The 18745-nt window shown below is 60.8% G+C and carries 18 protein-coding genes, 3 tRNA genes and 1 riboswitch; of the genes, 9 read left to right on the top strand and 12 right to left on the bottom strand.

Annotated features, from left to right (window positions below; all coding sequences use genetic code 11):
• Window positions 1-41 precede the first annotated feature (41 nt).
• The 3 genes from LQK83_RS03655 to LQK83_RS03645 all read left to right on the top strand — a co-directional run bounded on the left by LQK83_RS03655 (window position 42) and on the right by LQK83_RS03645 (window position 1977).
• A complete protein-coding gene (locus tag LQK83_RS03655; RefSeq protein WP_230835906.1) occupies window positions 42-1409 on the top strand; it encodes a YcbK family protein in 1368 nt (455 codons plus the stop codon).
• A 173-nt stretch (window positions 1410-1582) separates the two neighbouring features.
• Window positions 1583-1657 (top strand) — tRNA-Glu (locus tag LQK83_RS03650).
• Window positions 1658-1902: 245 nt separating this feature from the next.
• Window positions 1903-1977: transfer RNA gene (locus LQK83_RS03645), tRNA-Glu, on the top strand.
• A gap of 23 nt (window positions 1978-2000) precedes the next feature.
• Here the strand turns inward: LQK83_RS03645 and LQK83_RS03640 are convergent.
• Together LQK83_RS03640 and LQK83_RS03635 are read right to left on the bottom strand one after the other, a co-directional pair.
• A complete protein-coding gene (locus LQK83_RS03640; RefSeq protein WP_230835905.1) occupies window positions 2001-2618 on the bottom strand; it encodes a flavin reductase family protein in 618 nt (205 codons plus the stop codon).
• A gap of 3 nt (window positions 2619-2621) precedes the next feature.
• Window positions 2622-3200, bottom strand: a complete 579-nt coding sequence (locus LQK83_RS03635; protein ID WP_230835904.1) for a nitroreductase family protein — start codon at window positions 3198-3200, stop codon at window positions 2622-2624.
• Window positions 3201-3398: 198 nt separating this feature from the next.
• On the opposite strand from LQK83_RS03635, the gene LQK83_RS03630 reads away from it, so the two are divergent.
• Entirely contained in the window at window positions 3399-4421 is a 1023-nt protein-coding gene (locus LQK83_RS03630) for a hypothetical protein (RefSeq protein WP_230835903.1), read from the top strand.
• A 193-nt stretch (window positions 4422-4614) separates the two neighbouring features.
• On the opposite strand, the gene tig is transcribed toward LQK83_RS03630, so the two are convergent.
• On the bottom strand, window positions 4615-6111 hold the full coding sequence (tig, locus tag LQK83_RS03625; protein ID WP_230835902.1) for a trigger factor: 1497 nt from the start codon (window positions 6109-6111) through the stop codon (window positions 4615-4617).
• A gap of 184 nt (window positions 6112-6295) precedes the next feature.
• A tRNA-Leu gene (locus LQK83_RS03620) sits at window positions 6296-6380 on the bottom strand.
• An 840-nt stretch (window positions 6381-7220) separates the two neighbouring features.
• Here LQK83_RS03620 and LQK83_RS03615 point away from each other — a divergent pair.
• The 3 genes from LQK83_RS03615 to trmFO all read left to right on the top strand — a co-directional run bounded on the left by LQK83_RS03615 (window position 7221) and on the right by trmFO (window position 9415).
• On the top strand, window positions 7221-7364 hold the full coding sequence (locus tag LQK83_RS03615) for a DUF1127 domain-containing protein (RefSeq protein ID WP_230835901.1): 144 nt from the start codon (window positions 7221-7223) through the stop codon (window positions 7362-7364).
• Window positions 7365-7720: 356 nt separating this feature from the next.
• Window positions 7721-7864 (top strand): DUF1127 domain-containing protein, encoded by a 144-nt coding sequence (locus LQK83_RS03610; protein ID WP_230835900.1) that lies wholly within the window; start codon window positions 7721-7723, stop codon window positions 7862-7864.
• A gap of 132 nt (window positions 7865-7996) precedes the next feature.
• Window positions 7997-9415, top strand: coding sequence for a methylenetetrahydrofolate--tRNA-(uracil(54)-C(5))-methyltransferase (FADH(2)-oxidizing) TrmFO (gene trmFO, locus LQK83_RS03605; RefSeq protein ID WP_230835899.1), 1419 nt, complete (start codon window positions 7997-7999; stop codon window positions 9413-9415).
• 69 nt (window positions 9416-9484) lie between these two features.
• Here trmFO and LQK83_RS03600 read toward each other — a convergent pair whose 3' ends face one another.
• The 5 genes from LQK83_RS03600 to yajC form a co-directional block, all read right to left on the bottom strand.
• Complete coding sequence (locus LQK83_RS03600) at window positions 9485-9940, bottom strand: hypothetical protein (protein WP_230835898.1); 456 nt, start codon at window positions 9938-9940, stop codon at window positions 9485-9487.
• Window positions 9941-10064: 124 nt separating this feature from the next.
• Window positions 10065-10928 carry a phytoene/squalene synthase family protein gene (locus LQK83_RS03595; protein WP_230835897.1) on the bottom strand — a complete coding sequence of 288 codons (864 nt, stop codon included), beginning with the start codon at window positions 10926-10928 and terminating at the stop codon, window positions 10065-10067.
• A 40-nt stretch (window positions 10929-10968) separates the two neighbouring features.
• The gene (locus LQK83_RS03590) at window positions 10969-11349 is read right to left on the bottom strand and encodes an Mth938-like domain-containing protein (RefSeq protein WP_230835896.1); all 381 of its coding nucleotides are present in this window, start codon (window positions 11347-11349) and stop codon (window positions 10969-10971) included.
• The gene (secDF, locus tag LQK83_RS03585) at window positions 11346-13901 is read right to left on the bottom strand and encodes a protein translocase subunit SecDF (protein ID WP_230835895.1); all 2556 of its coding nucleotides are present in this window, start codon (window positions 13899-13901) and stop codon (window positions 11346-11348) included. The genes LQK83_RS03590 and secDF overlap by 4 nt, the downstream gene beginning before the upstream one ends.
• A gap of 58 nt (window positions 13902-13959) precedes the next feature.
• A complete protein-coding gene (yajC, locus tag LQK83_RS03580; RefSeq protein WP_230835894.1) occupies window positions 13960-14307 on the bottom strand; it encodes a preprotein translocase subunit YajC in 348 nt (115 codons plus the stop codon).
• A 193-nt stretch (window positions 14308-14500) separates the two neighbouring features.
• Between yajC and LQK83_RS03575 the strand changes: the two genes are divergently transcribed.
• Window positions 14501-15367 (top strand): ATP-binding protein, encoded by an 867-nt coding sequence (locus tag LQK83_RS03575; RefSeq protein ID WP_230835893.1) that lies wholly within the window; start codon window positions 14501-14503, stop codon window positions 15365-15367.
• 10 nt (window positions 15368-15377) lie between these two features.
• Here the strand turns inward: LQK83_RS03575 and LQK83_RS03570 are convergent, their stop codons facing one another.
• Genes LQK83_RS03570 through LQK83_RS03560 form a run of 3 tightly spaced genes read right to left on the bottom strand, consistent with a single transcriptional unit; the run spans window position 15378 to window position 17868 of the window.
• Entirely contained in the window at window positions 15378-16133 is a 756-nt protein-coding gene (locus LQK83_RS03570; RefSeq protein WP_442966692.1) for a phosphodiester glycosidase family protein, read from the bottom strand.
• Window positions 16134-16138: 5 nt separating this feature from the next.
• Window positions 16139-16987, bottom strand: a complete 849-nt coding sequence (gene kdsA / locus LQK83_RS03565; RefSeq protein ID WP_230835892.1) for a 3-deoxy-8-phosphooctulonate synthase — start codon at window positions 16985-16987, stop codon at window positions 16139-16141.
• Entirely contained in the window at window positions 16984-17868 is an 885-nt protein-coding gene (locus tag LQK83_RS03560; protein WP_230835891.1) for a VOC family protein, read from the bottom strand. Before LQK83_RS03560 ends, kdsA begins: the two co-directional genes overlap by 4 nt.
• Window positions 17869-18107: 239 nt before the next feature.
• Here LQK83_RS03560 and LQK83_RS03555 point away from each other — a divergent pair, with 239 nt between their 5' ends.
• Window positions 18108-18392 (top strand): hypothetical protein, encoded by a 285-nt coding sequence (locus tag LQK83_RS03555; protein ID WP_230835890.1) that lies wholly within the window; start codon window positions 18108-18110, stop codon window positions 18390-18392.
• Window positions 18393-18547: 155 nt separating this feature from the next.
• Window positions 18548-18641, top strand: a riboswitch (glycine riboswitch).
• The last annotated feature ends 104 nt before the right edge of the window (window positions 18642-18745 follow it).

Here is an 18745-nt window from a genome sequence, read left to right as displayed (position 1 = left end):
CGTAGAAATTTGCGCCAGTTTGAGATTTGGGAGCGTCACGCTTGAAACATCAGCAGCAACGGAGAACGGCGGAACGGAGGCTTTACGCCCTCTCCACCGGACTGCTGACAGCGTTTGCGCTGTCGGGCTGCATGTCTTCATCATTTGAAAACTCGTTCGATCCCAAGCTCCTCAGTGACGCGCGCTCCAAGGAAACCAAGGAAGCGCATGCCGCGCCTATGGCGCAGTCCAAGACGCAAAGACTGGCGATCAATCCGGACACGACGCAGGAAGTCGAGATTCGCAACGGCGAGCCGGTGGCGACCGACCAGCAGGCTGTCATCGCTGCCGCGACTCAGGCCCGCATGGGCGCCATACCGATCCCGAAGAATGCCGCAGCCTTCCGCCCCACGTCGACGGACAAGCAGCTGCAGGTGGCGCTGAATGCCGCGCGCGGCAGCATTTTCTCCACCGCCCCCGCCAAGCCCGAAGAAAAGGCCGCCGCGCAGAAGAGCGGCGTCACGGTCCCGACCTCGGTCCCTGCCCCGAGTTTCAATCCGTCGGTCATCAATATCTATACGCCGCCCGAGGCCGATTCGGCGGCGGAAGCAGCAAGCCCGCAAGCCCAGACCCTTGCCACGGAAGAACGCCCCGCAGCCCCCAAGGGTGGACGTGTCCTGACGCCGGCGGAAACACAGACGCAACCCAAGGTCGCCGGCCTCTTCACCATGCAGCCCCAAAATCCGGTGGCAGTCCCCACGCCGACTGAGCCGCCGGTGCAGGATTTCAACGCGAGCCGCTTCAGCCAGCCGCAGAGCGAGGACAAGACCGCCAAGCTGGAGCCGGCGAATCCCTTGCGCCCGCAGACGCCCCAGCCCGCCAACCCGTTGAGCGCAACCCCGGATGACGGCAGCCGCCCGGTGGCCAAGCTCAATGCCTTCTTCCCGCCCAAGCCCGCCGCCGTCGAGGGCGAAGGCGACGATGGCGACAGCGGCGACGACAATGCGGACGACAGCGAACCCGCAGGCCTAGCACGGCTGATCTCGGCTCCCGGCCTTGCCCGCGTGGCGCCGAACGGCATCTGGATCCAGACGCCCTATGTCGAGACCGACTGCTTCAAGCCGGAGCTTTTGAAAATGCTCCATACCGTCGAAAAGCACTACGGCAAGCCGCCGATCGTCACGTCTGGCTATCGCCCGCCGGTCTGGAACTCGAAGTCCGGCGGTGCGGAACATTCGCTGCACACGACCTGCAACGCAGCCGACATCCAGGTCAACGGCGTGTCGAAATGGGAACTCGCGAGCTATCTGCGCTCCCTGCCGGGCCGTGGCGGCGTCGGCACCTATTGCTACACGAACTCGGTGCACATCGACACCGGCGACCAGCGCGACTGGGACTGGCGCTGCCAGCGCAAGAAGAAGCGCCGGTAAGACGGGTTAAGAATCTGAATTCGTTTTGAAATGCAGCACCGCCTGCGCCCATCCCGATCTTCATGAATTTTTTTTGAAAAACGCGAATTTCCCGCTTGCGGGATGAAATTCCGCTGACTATAAGGTCGCCACACCGCAAGACGGTTCGAAATAAACCTTCTGCGGCACGGCATGCGCCCTTCGTCTATCGGTTAGGACGTCAGATTTTCATTCTGAAAAGAGGGGTTCGACTCCCCTAGGGCGTGCCACTCCCTCCCTTGAATTTCTTCCAGATATCGACATGCGGGCTGCGGCTTGGCATCCTGTTATCTTGCATTAAGATAGGCAGATAGAGCCATGACTTCGCTTGCCTTTTCATCATCCACAGATAAGCAGGAAATCTCCACGCGACCGCGTCGAAAACTGAAATTTATGTCTTGCGGGAATCCGGAACGCTGACTATAAGGACGCCACGCCGCAAGACAGTTCGAAAGAAATGTCTGCAGCACGGCATGCGCCCTTCGTCTATCGGTTAGGACGTCAGATTTTCATTCTGAAAAGAGGGGTTCGACTCCCCTAGGGCGTGCCAACCCTCTTCTTCCTTCATCTCGTTTACGTCTTTTCGATCGGCCAACTCGGCCGGAACAGTTCGAACACGTCACCGGCGTCGCAATAATCCATATAGCCAAGCCTCCCAAGCGGGCGCGCGAGTGCCATATCGAGCCGCCCGTCCCGGATCGCTTCATCACGGATGTGGACGCCGACGACCTGCCCGATGATCATCGTATTCTCCGACGCGAGGCCATCGAGCCCAACCAGCGGCTTGACCTCGACCACGTGGCATTCCAGCGCCGCATAGGCCTCCGCCACGACCGGTGCGTCGACGAGCGTTCCCGCGACCGGTGTGAGGCCGGCCAGAGCAAATTCGTCAGTATCCGAGGGCGCGGGGGCAGATGTGAGGTTCATCGCATCCAGAAGCGCGCGCCCGGCGAGGTTGGTTGTGAAGACGCCGGTCTCCTCGACGTTGCGCTGGCTGTCCTTGCGCCCGCTGGAGGAAAACATGACCAGCGGCGGGCGATCGGCAATCGCCGCAAAAAACGAATAGGGAGCGAGATTCAGCGCGCCCTCCTTCGATTTCGTCCCGATCCAGCCAATCGGGCGCGGCGACACGATCGCCTTGAAGGGATCATGCGTCAGAACGCCAGGTCGATGTCCGGTCTCATAGAACATGGCTCACGCCCCCATCCAGGTGATTTTTTCGGCAAGTTCCGGACGCGGCCGCTCGACCGCAGGGAAATCCGAGGAACCGATATGGATGAAGCCGGCAACCTTCTCGCCCGGCTGAACCCCAAGCAGCGGAAAGGCCTTCTCGTCGAAGGCGAACCATTCCGTCAGCCAGTTGGAAACAAAGCCATGTGCGTTGGCGGCCATCAGGACATTGAGGCACAGCGCGCCGGCCGACATGACCTGCTCCCACTCCGGCACCTTGACATGCGGGGCGGCGGTGCTGATGACGCCGATGACGACGGGCGCGCGGGTGAAGCGGCTGCGCTCGACCTGGATCATCTCACCCGAAAGCTTCGGATCGCGCTCCAGCGCCATCTTCAGCAGTTCTTCGCCGATCTGGGCGCGGATGTCCCCGGTGTAGACGATGAAGCGCCAGGGCGCGATCTTGCCATGGTCAGGCACCCGCACCGCAAGCCGCAGGATATCCTCGATCCCGGCCCGGTCCGGCCCCGGTTCGCGCATCTGAAAGGCCGGAATGGAGCGGCGGACCTTGAGATAGTCGATGAGCGCAGCATTGGTTTCCATGGCATATCCTCTTTTGACACTGATCGGTTCCCGCTTATTGCCGACCGCTCAGGCGGATGCAAGCCAGGGCGTGGGCGCAAAGCGTCGCGGTCATCAAATTGCCGGAAGCCGGCGCTTTATGCTCGCATCCGCAGTTTTGCCTGTGATATGACGGCAATGGTTTGGGCTAGGCCGGACTTCGGCTTCACGCAGGACGACATGACGCGCAAGACATCCACCGCCGCTTTTGCCGCCGCCAGCGCACTTCTTATTGCGATGATGCCGGCGACCGCGGGCGCTGTCGATCCGTTCGCCACCTCCCCGACCGGACAGCCGAAGCTGAAGCTACCGGGGATCAACAGCTTCTCGCCGAACCCAGAACCGCCGCCTGTCCCAAAGGACGGCCGCATCGTGCGCTGCGATGCCAAGCTCACGGCCGATAGCGCCGCGATGCAGAGCGGCATTTCCTGGCACGTATTTTCCACCATTCCCGGACAGGATGGCAAACTGCAGCTGATCGCCGCCTTCGATGGCGGATCGCACAGCTTTCGCCTCGCCCCCGGCGAATACTTCCTCAACGCCGCCTTTGGCCGCGCCACGGCGACGAAGCGCGTTACAGTGCCCGCGAGCGGCGACGTTCCCAATCAGGAACTGGTTCTTGATGCGGGCGGCATTGTGCTCCACGCGGTTTCCGGCAACGACACGAAGATTCCCGACAAGGACCTGAAATTCTCCGTCTATACCAATGACGTGCAGGACGATGGCGAGCGGGGTCTGGTCATGCAGGATGTCGCGCCCAACACGATCATCCGGCTCAATTCCGGCACCTATCACGTCGTCTCGACCTATGGCTCGCTCAACGCCGTCATTCGCGCCGATATCCAGGTGGCGGCCGGCAAGCTGACGCAGGCAACCATCCAGCACCGGGCGGCCCGCATCACCTTCAAACTCGTCTCGTCCGTCGGCGGGGAAGCCATCGCCGATACGGCATGGTCGATCCTCACCAGCTCGGGCGACATCGTATCCGAAAATGTCGGCGCCTTCGCCACGATGGTCCTGGCGGAAGGCAACTACACCGCCGTGGCCCGCAACAAGGACAAGATCTACCAGCGCGACTTCGACGTGAAGGCCGGTCGCAACGCCGATGTCGAACTGCTTCTGAGCCGCGATGCCGCCACGCAGAACCAGATCCCCGCCGGCAACGCACCGAACGCTGCCAGCGAAATGACGACGCCCGACTGAGAAGCCTCCCGAGACGCCCCCGGAGGCGTCGGCGCCCCCCATCTATAGAAGATGCGCTCGAGCGCGCTGCCACCTTATACTCGGCAGCGCAACCGGCTTTGCGAAACCGCTCAAGACCAGTCTCATATTCCGAAACAGAAAAAGGCGGCCCGAAGACCGCCTTTCATGTCTTTTCAAAATCAGACGCTGACGATTATTCGTCGGCAGCCTTCTTCTTGGCCGGAGCCTTCTTCTTTGCAGCCGGCTTTTCTTCAGAAGCAGCCTCGTCGGTAGTTGCCTCTTCAGCAGCGGCTTCCTTCTTGGCGGCAGCCTTCTTCTTCGGAGCGGCCTTCTTGCCTTCAGACTTGCCTTCGGCTTCGTCGTCGGCGAGCAGCTCTTCCTTGGAGACCTTCTTGTCCGTGACAGAAATCTCGTTCAGCAGATGGTCGATGACCTTCTCTTCGAAGATCGGCGCGCGCAGCGAAGCGGCGGCACCGGGCGTGTTGCGGAAGTAATCGAGGATTTCCTTCTCCTGGCCGGGGAACTGGCGCAGCTGTGCGAAGAGCGACTGCTGCATTTCCTCGTCGGAGACTTCGATCTTGGCCTTGTCGCCGATTTCCGAGAGAACGAGGCCGAGGCGGACGCGACGCTGTGCGAGCTTGTTATACTCTTCGCGCGCGGCTTCTTCCGTCGTGTCTTCGTCAGCGAAGGTCTTGCCGGACTGGGCGAGATCCGTGTTGATCTGGCGCCAGATGTTGTCGAACTCGGCAGACACCAGCTTTTCAGGCGTCGCAAAGTCGTACATTTCATCGAGCTGGTCGAGGATCTGGCGCTTCAGCTTCTGACGGGCAACCGAGCTGTACTGGCCTTCGAGCTGGCTGCGAACGATTTCGCGCAGCTTTTCAGCAGATTCGAGGCCGAGCTGCGTTGCCAGTTCGTCGTTGATTTCGACGTCCTTGGCAGCGGCAACATCCTTGACCTTGATGTCGAAAGTGGCTTCCTTGCCAGCAAGGTTCGCAGCCGGGTAGTCAGCCGGGAAAGTCACGGTGATGACCTTTTCGTCGCCAGCCTTGACGCCGACGAGCTGGTCCTCGAAGCCCGGGATGAAGCGGTTGGAGCCGATGACGAGTTCAGCGTCTTCGTCCTTGCCGCCGTCGAAGGCAACGCCGTCAACCTTGCCGAGGTAATCCATGGTGACGCGGTCGCCCTGAGCGGCCTTGCCCTTCTTGGTTTCGTAGGTCTTGGCGCTTTCGGCGATCTGCAGGACCTGCGTATCGACTTCCTCATCGGCGATATCGACGACTTCGCGCGTCACCTTGATCGAGGAAACGTCCTTCAGCTCGAACTTCGGGATCACTTCGTAAGCGATCGTGAATTCGAAATCGGCTTCGGCTGCGAGGATCTTGTCGGCTTCCGACTCGTCCTCGGTCATCGAGATATCCGGCTGCGTCGCGGACTTTTCGCCGCGCTCGGTCAGGATTTCGTTCGGACGAACGCGGACGATCTCGTTGACGAGCTCGGCCATGACCGACTTGCCATACATCTTCTTGAGCTGTGCGAACGGCACCTTGCCCGGACGGAAACCGTTGATCCGAACGCGATCCTTCACACCCTCAAGGCGCTCGTTCATCTGAGCTTCCATGTCCTTGGCCGGGATGACGACCTTGATTTCGCGCTTCAGCCCTTCAGCGAGCGTTTCGATTACCTGCATGTTAAAACCTTCATTTCCAAGCGGCTGCGCGTAACTTGTGCCTCATTGATCGCGAGGCGCGCTGCCGGAACCTCGATTTGCCGGAGTGGCTTCTATGCAAATTCAGGGCGCTTTGGCAAGCAAAATGCCGCATCGCGCGCGCAAAAGCCTCTCGATTGCCTGCCTGTCTGCGACTTTATATATATGGTGCGGGTAGAGGGACTCGAACCCCCACGCCTTTCAGCGGTGGAACCTAAATCCACTGCGTCTACCAATTCCGCCATACCCGCTCTCACGGCAGGCCCGCCCTCTCCTCAAGAAACCGGCCCGCTCGGAAGCCGCCTCTATATCACCCGTCCGGAAGATCGCAACAGAAAAGAGCATATTTCACCCGGCATTGCTTATGAGCATTCCAATGTAACCTCCCTATATTTACGGAGTGCAGGCGCGTGGGCATTAGCAGCTCCTTAAGAGAGCACTGCTATAGTCCCTAAAGATGATAGACAAAAGCCATGCGATATGCGCATGCCACGTATGTCCATTTCGCACTGCACAAAACGGAACGGACAATCTATATTGTGACCATAAGCCGAGCGCAGGAAATTGCTGAACGGCTTGAAACGCGAAATTCGAATTCGGGACTGCCCACTCCTCCTCCCAGGGCGTCTCGTTTAAGACTGACAACACTCCTCCTCCCAGTTGTCAGTCACCTATATGACGCCCGCCGCACCTCCTCCCGCGGCGGGCGTTATAGTTTCAAGGCCTGTTTCCACGCCGCCACCCACATCGTTTCTTCACAATCCACACCACCAATCCGGCCATCTTCCCGTTACCGGAATAGACATTCCAGAAAAACGGTGCCCAGAAGGCTCTTGCATCTCGGAGACCGGAGCGCGCCTGGATGCCGGCCGATTTCAGGCCCTTTTGCGCCCACGCGGACGCACTGCCACAACAATCGATTTAGTTAAAAATTCCTGAACAAAAACGAGCTCTTGCAGATTGCCATGCGCAACGCGCATGGGTGACCTGAGACATTTGCGCTTCATCAATGCTGCGACGCAGCATATAAACGTTTTCAGAGACGAAGAGGCAGCCAGACGCGTTGCCAAACCCTAAAGAAGGAAAAGGCCATGAACATTGCTCGCTCTTTTAACAACTGGCGTAAGTACCGTCAGACGGTTGTCGAACTCGACCGCATGTCGAACCGCGAACTCAGCGATCTTGGTATCGCCCGCGATGAAATTCAGCGCGTTGCCCGCGCCGCCGTTCGCTAATCGGCACAAACACCTTCCTTTGAAAGCCCCGCCGGCTCCGCCTGCGGGGCTTTTTGCTGTTCGGACATTGCGCCAAGCGTTCACAAATGCTTAACACTCAGGTTTAAAAGGTGTTTTCGCACCGCGAGCGACGTCGCCTAGCTCAAAAACGACACCATCATCTGCCTATTTTCGCACCAGCGATTGCGCCGTGGGCAAGCATTTGCACAAATGCATGGCAGGTGATGAAATTCCGCACTGCACATTGCCGCTGCAATGCACTATACAGTCCTCATCGAAAGACCACAGCGATGACGGGGCGGTTATGCGACGCATACCGGCGCATGTGGATCTGGAAAACTTTTGAGGAAACGACCATGAACCCGATCCGTCTTGCCAAGAACTGGCTGTCCTACCGCCGCACCGTATCCGAACTGAGCAACCTGCCTTCGCACACGCTCAGCGATATCGGCCTGACGCGTTACGACATCCGTATGGTTGCTGCCCGCCAGGCACGCTGAGCCACACGGAAGATTGATGCATGTCTTGAACGGCGCCATGAGGGCGCCGTTTTGATTCTGTCGGGAAGCGTCGAACCCGAATCTTGAATTTTTTGTCGTGCTTGCGCCCACGCTCATGATATGGAGCCGCCCATGACAAACATCATCGCCACCTCCATCTCTCCCGTCCACGTCGTCGGCGGCGGCCTTGCCGGTTCAGAAGCGGCTTGGCAGCTTGCCCGCAGCGGCGTTCCCGTCATCCTGCACGAGATGCGCGGCGTCAAAGGCACGGATGCCCACAAGACAGACGGCCTTGCAGAACTCGTCTGCTCCAACTCATTCCGCTCCGACGATGCCGAGACCAATGCCGTGGGCGTCATCCATGCCGAAATGCGCATGGCCGGCTCGCTGATCATGTCATGCGCCGACAAGCATCAGGTTCCGGCCGGCGGCGCACTCGCCGTCGACCGCGACGGTTTTTCGGAAGCGGTCACCCGCGCGCTGGAAGCCGAGCCACTGATCACCGTCGTGCGCGAAGAGATCGACGATTTGCCGCCGGAAGACTGGGACCTCGCCATCGTGGCCACCGGCCCGCTGACCTCGTCCGGTCTCGCCAAGGCGATCCAGAAGGCGACCGGCGAAGACCAGCTTGCCTTCTTCGACGCGATTGCGCCCATCGTGCACCGCGACTCGATCGACATGGACATCTGCTGGTATCAGTCGCGCTACGACAAGGTCGGCCCCGGTGGCACGGGCAAGGACTATATCAACTGCCCGATGAACGAAGAGCAGTATAACGCCTTCGTTGACGCGCTGATTGCCGGCGACAAGACCGGCTTCCACGAATGGGAAGGCACGCCCTATTTCGATGGCTGCCTGCCGATCGAGATCATGGCCGAGCGCGGCCGTGAGACGCTGCGCCACGGTCCCATGAAGCCCATGGGCCTCACCAATGCGCATAACCCGACCGTCAAGGCTTATGCCGTCGTGCAGCTGCGCCAGGACAATGCGCTGGGCACGCTCTACAACATGGTCGGTTTCCAGACGAAGCTGAAATACGGCGCGCAGGCTGAAATCTTCCGCATGATTCCCGGCTTGCAGAATGCCGAATTCGCCCGCCTCGGCGGCCTGCACCGCAACACCTATATCAACTCGCCCGTCCTGCTCGACCGATCGCTGACGCTGAAGTCGCGCCCCGGCCTGCGCTTTGCCGGCCAGATCACCGGCTGCGAAGGCTATGTCGAGAGCGCCAGCATCGGCCTGCTCGCAGGCCGCTTTGCGGCGGCCGAACGGCTGGGCCGGGAGATCGTGCCGCCGCCGCCGGAAACGGCGCTGGGCGCGCTGCTTGGCCACATCACCGGCGGGCATCTGACCACCGACGAAGAGCCCGGCAAGCGCTCCTTCCAGCCGATGAACGTCAATTTTGGCCTCTTCCCGGAACTGGAACCCGGCTCCATTGTCAGACCCGAAGGCATCAAACGCTTCCGCGGCAAGGACAAGGCTATCGCCAAGAAGAAGGCCATGAGCGCCCGCGCTCTTGCCGCCTGCAAAACCTGGCTGGGAACCGCGTAAGGAAAGCAAGCGGGGCTGAAAATTTCAGCGATTCGATGTGCTGATTGCACCCCGTAACGGCGGCCCCGCTCAGGCGGGGCTCAGTACCGTCGAATCGTCACCGCCGCCATTGGCGGCGAAACTGCCGAGAAGCCATAGCGACACTTCCGCCGCCTGTCGCTCGGAAGCAAAGACGAATTCGCCGCTGTCGGTCACGGAATTCTTGAACTCCAGCTGCACCGCGTTGCTGGTTGCCCCGGGCAGAACCGTCACCGTGCCAGGATGCAGCAGCCGACACGACATGGTGCGTCCGCGAAACTGCACACAGCCCACCTTGTTGTCGAAAAGCCTGAGAAACACCGTCTGCCGGTCGGCCGTCGCCACCACATCGCGCACCGCTTCCTTGGGAAAGGCACGGCCGAATTCGATCAGCGCCGGTCCCGCCTCCTCGTCCTCCTCGCGATGACGGGCGGCAAGCTGCATCGAATAGATGGAAAACATGGTGATCAGGAAGATCGCCAGCAGCCAGACATAGATTGCAGGCACGGATCATCTCCGGGGGTTCACACGAAAAACAGGCTTCACGTCTTAAAAGCCGGAGCTTGTCCGAATTTTGCCAAGCACAATTCGACCGGCGCGCAGAAGCTCGAACCAGCTGACCGAGGCTGGTTCAGAGCGAATGCGTCCGCAAGGCGCGCCAAAGGCGCCATTGCGCGCGGAGTTGCCCCGGCGCAATCTCGGTCCCGAACAGCCCCGCCTTCGCCTTGAGCGCTCTTTGCAGCACCGTCCGCGTCAGCGCCGCCGGCAGGAATGGCAGAAAGGCCTCCGTGGAGCGCGGCAAGGCACGACGCGCCTTGTCGAGATGCTCGAGCCCGAAGCTCGCAAACATCTCGATGGCCGCGTCAATCCGCGCCTGATCGGCGCGCGCGAGAAACGCATCGCGGTCGAGACCCGCCGCCGTCAGCATGTCGAGCGGCAGATAGACCTGGCCCCGCGCCGCATGACGCGGCATCAACAGGAGTGCACCGGCCACCGCCTGCGCCACCCCGGCATGTCCCGCCGCCTCCGCATGTGCCTCAACGGCAACGGGCGCGGCAATCATCAGTCCGAGCTGGATCAGCGCCGAGGCGGTTTCCCCCGCGTAGCCTTCGAAATCGTTCCGCGACGGCATGGCATCGTCATAGAGGTCGAAGATCCGCGCCTCGCACATCCGGAGGAAAGCGTTGCGCGGCAGCCTGTAGCGTGTCACCACGTCGAACAGCGCCATTGCAAGCGGTCCTGCGTCAGCGCCGGAGCCTGCCCCCTCGAAGAGATCGCGCCACCATTGCAGGCGAATTTCGCCCGGCAACGGCTCGCGCACCGTGTCACGGATGCGGGCGATCTCGGCATTGAAAAGATAGAGCGCCGACATGTCGCGACGTGTCGCCTCCGGCATCAGCAGACAGGCAAGGTATCGGTCGCGATCCAGTCCCCGCAGCGTCGACAGGCAATAGGAAAAGGCATCATCAAAGGCGGTGGGCATGGAGGTGGACATAAGGACCTGCGTCTCTTTGGCCAGACGGCGCGACAAAAGATCAGACGGCGATGAAGGCCGCAGCCACCGGCCGCTTTTCCGAAAGCATGATATTATAGGTGCGCACCGCCGCCCCCGTGCTCATGGGATCGGAGCTGATGCCATGCGCGCGGAAAAGGGCCTTCAGATCGGCCGATAGGGGACGGATATCAAGTCCGGTTCCAACCAGCAGAAACTCGATCCGTTCCGCCTCTGCGATCACCTTGTCGAAGTCCCGCAGCTGCAAAGGTGTGCCCTCCACCGCCGTCCAGGCATGAATGCCGGACGGCAGGCAGAGGATGGAGCCGCGATGCGACATGTCTGCAAAGCGGAAACCGCCATTGCCATAGACGTCGATCAGCGCCTGCTCTGGGAGATAACCGGGACCTTCGCCCCGGCTCATTTTGCGCCTGCCGGCTTTGCACCCTGATCCTCGACATCCTTCGCATCAGCACCGTCGTCCGACCGCAGCTTGAAGAGAATGAGGATCGGGGCTGCGATATAGATCGACGAATAGGTGCCGACGATCACACCGAACAGCATGGCGATGGTGAAGGACCGGATCACTTCGCCGCCGAAGATCACGAGCGCCAGGATCGCCAGCGAGGTGGTGATCGAGGTCATGATGGTGCGCGACATTGTCTGGTTCGTCGACGAGTCGATGATCAGCGACATCGGCATTTTCTTGTACCGCCGCATCGTCTCTCGAACGCGGTCATAGATGACCACCGTATCGTTGAGCGAGTAACCGACAATGGTCAGCACGGCCGCGATACTCGAGACGTTGAACTCGGTTCCCGTGATGACGAACATCCCGATGGTCAGCAGAACGTCATGCACCGTCGCGATGATCGCGCCCACGGCGAATTGCCATTCGAACCGCAGCCAGACGTAGATGAGAATGCCGATCAGCGCGACCGTCACACCGATCGCACCCGTCTTGGCAAGCTCACCGGACACGGTCGGCCCCACCACCTCGACGCGCGAGAAGCTGTAGTCCTTGTCAAGCTCGCCGCGCACCAGCGAATCGACCGACTGGTCGCCATTGTCGCCGCGATTCTGCGCCTGCACACGGATCAGCGCTTCCTCGGGCGAGCCGAAGCCCTGAACCATGACTTCGCCAAGGTTCAGCTTGGACAAGCGCTCGCGCAACTGTTCCAGATTGGCTTCGCCATGGATCGCCTTGACCTGAAATATCGAGCCGCCGGTAAAGTCGATGCCAAGGTTCATGCCCATCGTCATGAAGCCGACGACGGAAGCAACCGACAGCATGGCCGAGAGACCGAAGTTGAAATTGCGCAGCCGCATGAAGCGGATGTTCGAGCCGTCGAAGAAGCCGGTGCGGACACCCTTCGGCACGGCCTTCGGCCGCGCACGGCGCACCCAGATGGCCACCATCCAGCGCGTCAGCGTATAGGCCGTGAAGACGGTCGTTACGATACCGATCATCAGCGTGATGGCAAAGCCGCGGACCGGCCCGGAGCCGAGGAAGAAGAGCACAGCCGCCGCGATGAAGTGCGTGACGTTGGCGTCGACAATGGTCGCAAAGGCGCGGGTAAACCCGCTTTCGACGGATTGCAGGAACGGCTTGCCGCTCTTGAAGTCCTCACGGATGCGCTCATAGACAAGCACGTTGGCGTCCACCGCCACACCGATGGTCAGAACGATACCGGCAATGCCAGGCAACGTTAGAGTCGCCCCCAGCATCGTCAGGATCGCCAGGATCATGATGACGTTGAGCGTTACTGCCAGATTGGCGATCACACCGAGCAAGCCGTAGAAGACCATCATGAAGACGACGACGAGGACCGTGCCGATCACGCCGGCAATGACGCCGCTCTTGACCGAGTCGGCGCCAAGGCCCGGGCCGACCGTCCGCTCTTCGACCACCGTGAGCGTCGCAGGCAGCGCGCCTGCTCGCAGGAGAACGGCAAGATCGTTGGCCGACTGGACCGTGAAGTTACCCGAAATCTGACCCGAACCGCCAAGGATCGGCTCGCGGATGACAGGTGCGGACAGCACCTGATCGTCGAGCACGATGGCAAAGGGCTTGCCGACATTCTCGCTGGTCGCCTGTGCAAAGCGCGTGGCGCCCTTTGAGTCGAAGCGGAAGGTGACAACCGGTTCGTTGGTTTGCGAATTGAAGCTTGCCTGCGCATCAACGAGGTCTTCACCCGAAACGAGCGCGCGCTTCTCGACGAGATAGGGAACCGGCGGATCGTCCTTGGAATAGAGGATTTCATCCGTCGGCGGCGTCCGGCCGTTCAGCGCATCCTGCGCCGACATGGTCTGATCGACCATGTGGAAAGACAGCTTCGCCGTCTGGTTCAGAATGTTCTTCAGGCGCTGCGGGTCCTGCAGACCAGGCACCTGAACGATGATGCGATCAGATCCCTCGCGCTGGATGGTCGGCTCGGTCGTGCCCAGTTCGTCGACGCGGCGGCGGATAACCTCGGTCGACTGCGTCACGGCGGACGCCATACGGTATTCGATACCCTGATCCGTGATGTTCAGTTTGAGAAGACCGTCACCGGCATCCGAAAGCGTTGCCTCCACAATCGAGCCGCTGGTGAGCGTACCGGCCGAAACCGGCTGCGTCAGCGGCGCCAGCGCCTTCTTGGCGGCGTCAACCTGGCTCAGGTCACGAACGCGGACCTGCACGGTCTGGCCAGTGCCGGTCAGGCCCGTATAACCGATATTGGCCTCGCGCAGCTTGGAGCGCACGTCATCAATGGTCGACTGCAGCCGTTCCTTGACGATGTCGTTGCGGTCGACCTGCAGCATGACATGCGAGCCGCCCTGAAGGTCGAGACCCAGGGTAATCTTGTGTTTGGGGAACCAGGAAGGAAGCTCCGAGAGCGTCTTCTCGCTGATCGCATTCGGCAGCGCGATGATGACGCTGACCGCGATGACGAGCCAGATGAAAATGGTTTTCCAACGGGAATAATAGAGCATGGGACTCTCGGACTCTCAGTAGAAGAAGCCCGCCCGGTTGAGCCGGACGGGCGCAATGTCACTGCTTGGCGACCGGCTCGCCCTTGACGCGAACCTCGGTGATCAGCGAGCGGATGACGCGGATCTTCACGCCGTCTGCAATCTCGACTTCGACTTCCTTGTCGTCGTCATTAACCTTCGTCACCTTGCCGATGATGCCGCCACCGGTCACGACCTGATCGCCACGGCGCACGTTGTTCAGCATTTCTTCGCGACGCTTCATCTGGGTCCGCTGCGGGCGGATGATGAGGAAATACATGACCACGAAGATCAGGAGGAAGGGCGCGATCGACAGCAGAATCTCGGCCGGGCCGCCACCTGCGGCAGGCGTGCCTGCGCTCTGGGCGAATGCTTCGGTGAAGAACATGAAAACTCCTTGCAATTCATGTGTGGAGCGCGATTGCCGCCCCTGGTCTCAAGCCGCCGGAATATAGTGTTCGCGGTCACGAATGCAACAAATAGCTACCTCTTGCGAACGTTTTCCGGACATATCGACCTTTCTGCCAGATTTGCCTCATGTTAGGCCCGGGAAAATCAAGAGAGACACCGGAGGAAACGGCATGTCGAATGATGCGACGCGCGAACTTCTCATCGAGATCAGGCAGCTGCGTGAGGCGCTGGAAAGAATCGCAGGACCGAAGCCAGCCGAAAACGACTGGTCCGCCGCCGACTGCTTCGTCTGGTCGCCCGCCCGCAGCTTCCTGCAGCCGGTCGCGCGCCCGAACCGGGTGAAGCTGGAGCTGATCCACGGCGTCGATCATGTCCGCGACATCCTGTTCGAGAACACCAAACGCTTTGCCGAAGGCTTCCCGGCCAACAACGTGCTGCTGTGGGGCGCGCGCGGTATGGGCAAGTCCTCGCTCGTCAAGGCGGTTCATGCACGGCTCTGCGAAGACCGGGCGCTTGCGCTGAAGCTCGTCGAAATCCACCGCGAGGACATCAACAGCCTCCCGTCGCTGATGGAAATCCTTCGGACAAGCCCGGTGCGGGTCATCCTCTATTGCGACGACCTCTCCTTCGACCATGACGACACCTCCTACAAGTCGCTCAAGGCAGCACTCGACGGCGGCATCGAAGGTCGCCCCGACAACGTCATCTTCTACGCGACATCGAACCGCCGGCATCTCCTGCCACGTAACATGATCGAAAACGAGCAGTCGACCGCGATCAATCCGTCTGAGGCTGTGGAAGAGAAGGTGTCGCTTTCCGACCGCTTCGGTCTGTGGCTCGGTTTCCACAAATGCAGCCAGGAAGACTATCTCGGCATGATCGACGGCTATGCCGCCCATTTCGGTCTGGAAGGGGGTCGCGAGGACCTGCATCACCGCGCGCTCGAATGGGCGACCACCCGCGGCGCCCGCTCCGGCCGCGTCGCCTGGCAATTCGTCCAGGACGAGGCGGGGCGTCAGGGCAAGGCGCTGGGTTGAGGGGAAAACGTCAGGGCAGGCTGCCGGTGACGGCGAGGATAGGTCCCAGCGGCTCACTCTCGTCACGCCGGCCCCAGGCGGGGACCATCATGCTGGAGATCGATCCGTCGAGAAACAGCGCATTCCTGCAGTTCAGGACGTCGCGAAAGAATACCGCGAAATCGTAGAAGCGTACGGGGTCTTTCGTGACGACGAAGACCACCCTGCCCTTGTCATCGACGCCGACGCCGTTGCGCAGTTTCAGGCTGTCGCTCTGTGGCAGGAAGGCCGGGTGGATCTGGCCATCAATGACCAGCATCGGGCCGGATTGCGTGGCAAGCCTCGGCTGGATGCCACTTGACGCATAGGCCTCGGTTTCCATGACACCGGCCTTGCCGTCGTTGCCGATAAAGAACACGCCGTTCGGCCGGAGGAAAAAATTGCCCCAGCCGCCGCCGCGCACCAGCGGATGCTTCTCCACGCCCTCTTCGACATAAAGACCGACCGGCTTGAGGCCGAAATCATACATGCCGGCATTCATGGCGAAGCGGATGACATGCTTTCCGGAGAACCAGATGTCGCGCCCGAGCGCACGGAACCCGCCATAGGGCTTGCCGGTGGCATCCGCATTATAAAGCCGGATATGGTCCTTGGCCGGGTCAAAACTGCAGACGGCATAATCATTGCCGAGATAACCGGTCCATTCGCACGGCGCGGTCGCATGTGCGGAAAGCGGCGCAGCGGCAAACAGCCCCGCCGCCAGCGCCAGAACCCGCCAGCGCGCCAAGATCGTCAGCCCTTGGCCACAGCGTCGAAGGCGAGCAGCTTCTCGAGAAGCCGCGGCATGTCTTTGATGTTCACCATGTTCGGCCCGTCTGACGGCGCATGGTCCGGATCCTCATGCGTCTCGATGAAGAGGCCCGCAACGCCCACGGCGACAGCCGCCCGCGCCAGCGTCTCGACAAACTCGCGCTGGCCACCCGTCGAACCGCCCTGCCCGCTCGGCTGCTGCACCGAATGCGTGGCATCGAAGATCACCGGCGCGCCCATCGCCGCCATGATCGGCAGCGAGCGCATGTCGGAAACCAGCGTGTTATAGCCGAAGGACGCGCCGCGCTCGCACAGCAGCACGTTCGGATTGCCGCTGGCGTTCAGCTTGTTGAGCACGTTCTTCATGTCCCAGGGGGCGAGGAACTGGCCCTTCTTCACATTGATAGCCTTGCCCGTCTTCGCGGCAGCGACCAGAAGATCCGTCTGGCGGCACAGGAAGGCCGGGATCTGCAGGACATCGACCGTCTCGGCGACGATCGCGCATTGCTCCTCGGTGTGAATGTCGGTGATGACCGGAAAACCGAATTCCGCCTTGAGATCCGCAAAGACCTGCATAGCCTTTTCCAGCCCGATGCCGCGCCCGGCCGAAAGCGACGTGCGGTTTGCCTTGTCGAAGGACGACTTGTAGACAAGACCGATCCCGAGCTTGGCGCAGATTTCGGAGAGCGCGCCGGCCATCTCGAAAGCATGGTCGCGGCTTTCCATCTGGCAGGGCCCGGCGATCAGCGAGAGCTTGCCGGTGTTGGAAAACGTCACAGCACTTGCGCCTGAGCCGATCGTCACGCTCGCATTGGTCTTCACGTCAGTCATGCTTTTTCCTCAAACGTATAAAGAACGCCCTGTCCGGGCGCCTCTGGAACGACAAGCCTTGCGCCGATCGTCTCGTGAACCACGCCATTGCGGCGCAAAAGTGTTGCCGTCACCTCAAGCGAGGCGACATAAAACGACACCGCCCGGCCTCTTAAGCCACGCGCATGACCGCAATATTTCTGTCCGAAACGGGCTTCGAATTCCGCATGCGTCACCACGCAGAGACCCGCATTGCCTGCGCGCATGTCAAGACCGCCGCTGATGCGCTCCGGAAGGCCACCACGCGAGGCAACGCCGAGGAAGTCGGCGTGATCCTGCGGATGCGGCTCGCACAGCGTGACCGCTGCAAGTCCGATCACGCCGTTCTCATGCGCCATCAGGGGCGCGCGATCCGCTGCCGGCGTGTTCATGCGCTGACACGTAAAGGCGTAAAAATCCGGCGACCGCAGATCGGCAGCGAAGGCAAGCCGGAACGAGGCCTCGCTTTCCGCCCCGTCCGGTGTCCGGAACGGCCGCGAGAATTCCAGCATTGCGCCACCGGAAAAGCCGGCAGAGACATAGTCCTCATGATCTGCCCGCGCATCGGCGGTCTGGAACACCACGGCCTCAAGCCCTTCGTCCGCGTGACGGAAACGGAAAGCGCGGTCGCGGGCGGTAAAGACATTGCCGGCGCGCGCCGTGTCGAGACTGTCCGCCTCGGCTCCGATCGCCAGCGGCTCGAGATAGGTCCCGTCCTTGAGAAAGACACAGGCGTTTTCGGTGCCGAAGGGATGGCGCGCATCCGGGGCAACCGTGAAGCCGAGCGAACCAAGACGCGCCCGCGCCGTTGCAAGGTCGCTCACCGCCAGAACAAGATGGTCTATCGCCCTTGAAACGGTCATGCCGCACCCCTTTTTTCGGATGCGCTCCATGTGCAACGTTCGCGCGCCGATTTCAAGTGCGGGCCACGATCGGCTCCTCGTCGCCACACTGGTAAACCCACACTGGTAAACAAGGCAGGCAAAATAGAATTAGACTTCCCTAAATATTTACCAAATTGTTTTACAGCATATAATAGAAGTTGCGATAATCTGTGCCTGTCTATGAAACAGAGGGTCCTCATGCTTTAGGACAGTCAACCATGGCACAGGTAATCACCGTGTCGCCTCCCACGGCTGCAGCTGTCAGTGACAGCTTCAAACAGACAACGATGCGGGCGGCGAATTTCAACCCGATGGCGGCAGCCATCGCGGACTGGCATGCCAAGGCTGTCGCCGATGGAGACATCGCCGACCGGCCGCTTCTGCAATTTGTGCATCCGCCGTCACTGGCGCTCACATTTCTGACTGCGACCCATCACAAGGTTCCGCAAACGACGCCTGAACAGGCGACGGCGGCCTATATGGACAACGGCGAAGGCAAGTAAAGCTTCCCGTTGAAGGGTGCTTATGATCGCGCGGCAGCAATGCCGCGCCCGAAATGTCGTGCGCCAATCACCGGCCACGCCGTCCCGTTGCGACATTTTTTTATGTCATAACGTCATTTCCCTCTTGTCAAACGACATGCTGTCAAAATAATTGAGACAACCCGTTGGGAGAATCCAGTCGTGAACGCGACTGGTGCCGAAGGAGCAACCGCCCCGGAAACTCTCAGGCCAAAGGACCAACGGATCGGAACTGCACTCTGGAGAATGGCGGGAAACCGCATGCCGAAGGGATAACAATCTCAGGCAAAGGGACAGAGGGGGCTCAAGGAGAAACCGGCGCGAAAGCGCCCGAT

The organism is Rhizobium sp. C1 (assembly GCF_021026335.1).
Classification (GTDB): Bacteria; Pseudomonadota; Alphaproteobacteria; order Rhizobiales; family Rhizobiaceae; genus Ensifer_A.
The sequence above is the reverse complement of the archived record's forward strand: the minus strand, read 5'-3'. Positions and strand labels throughout refer to the sequence as shown.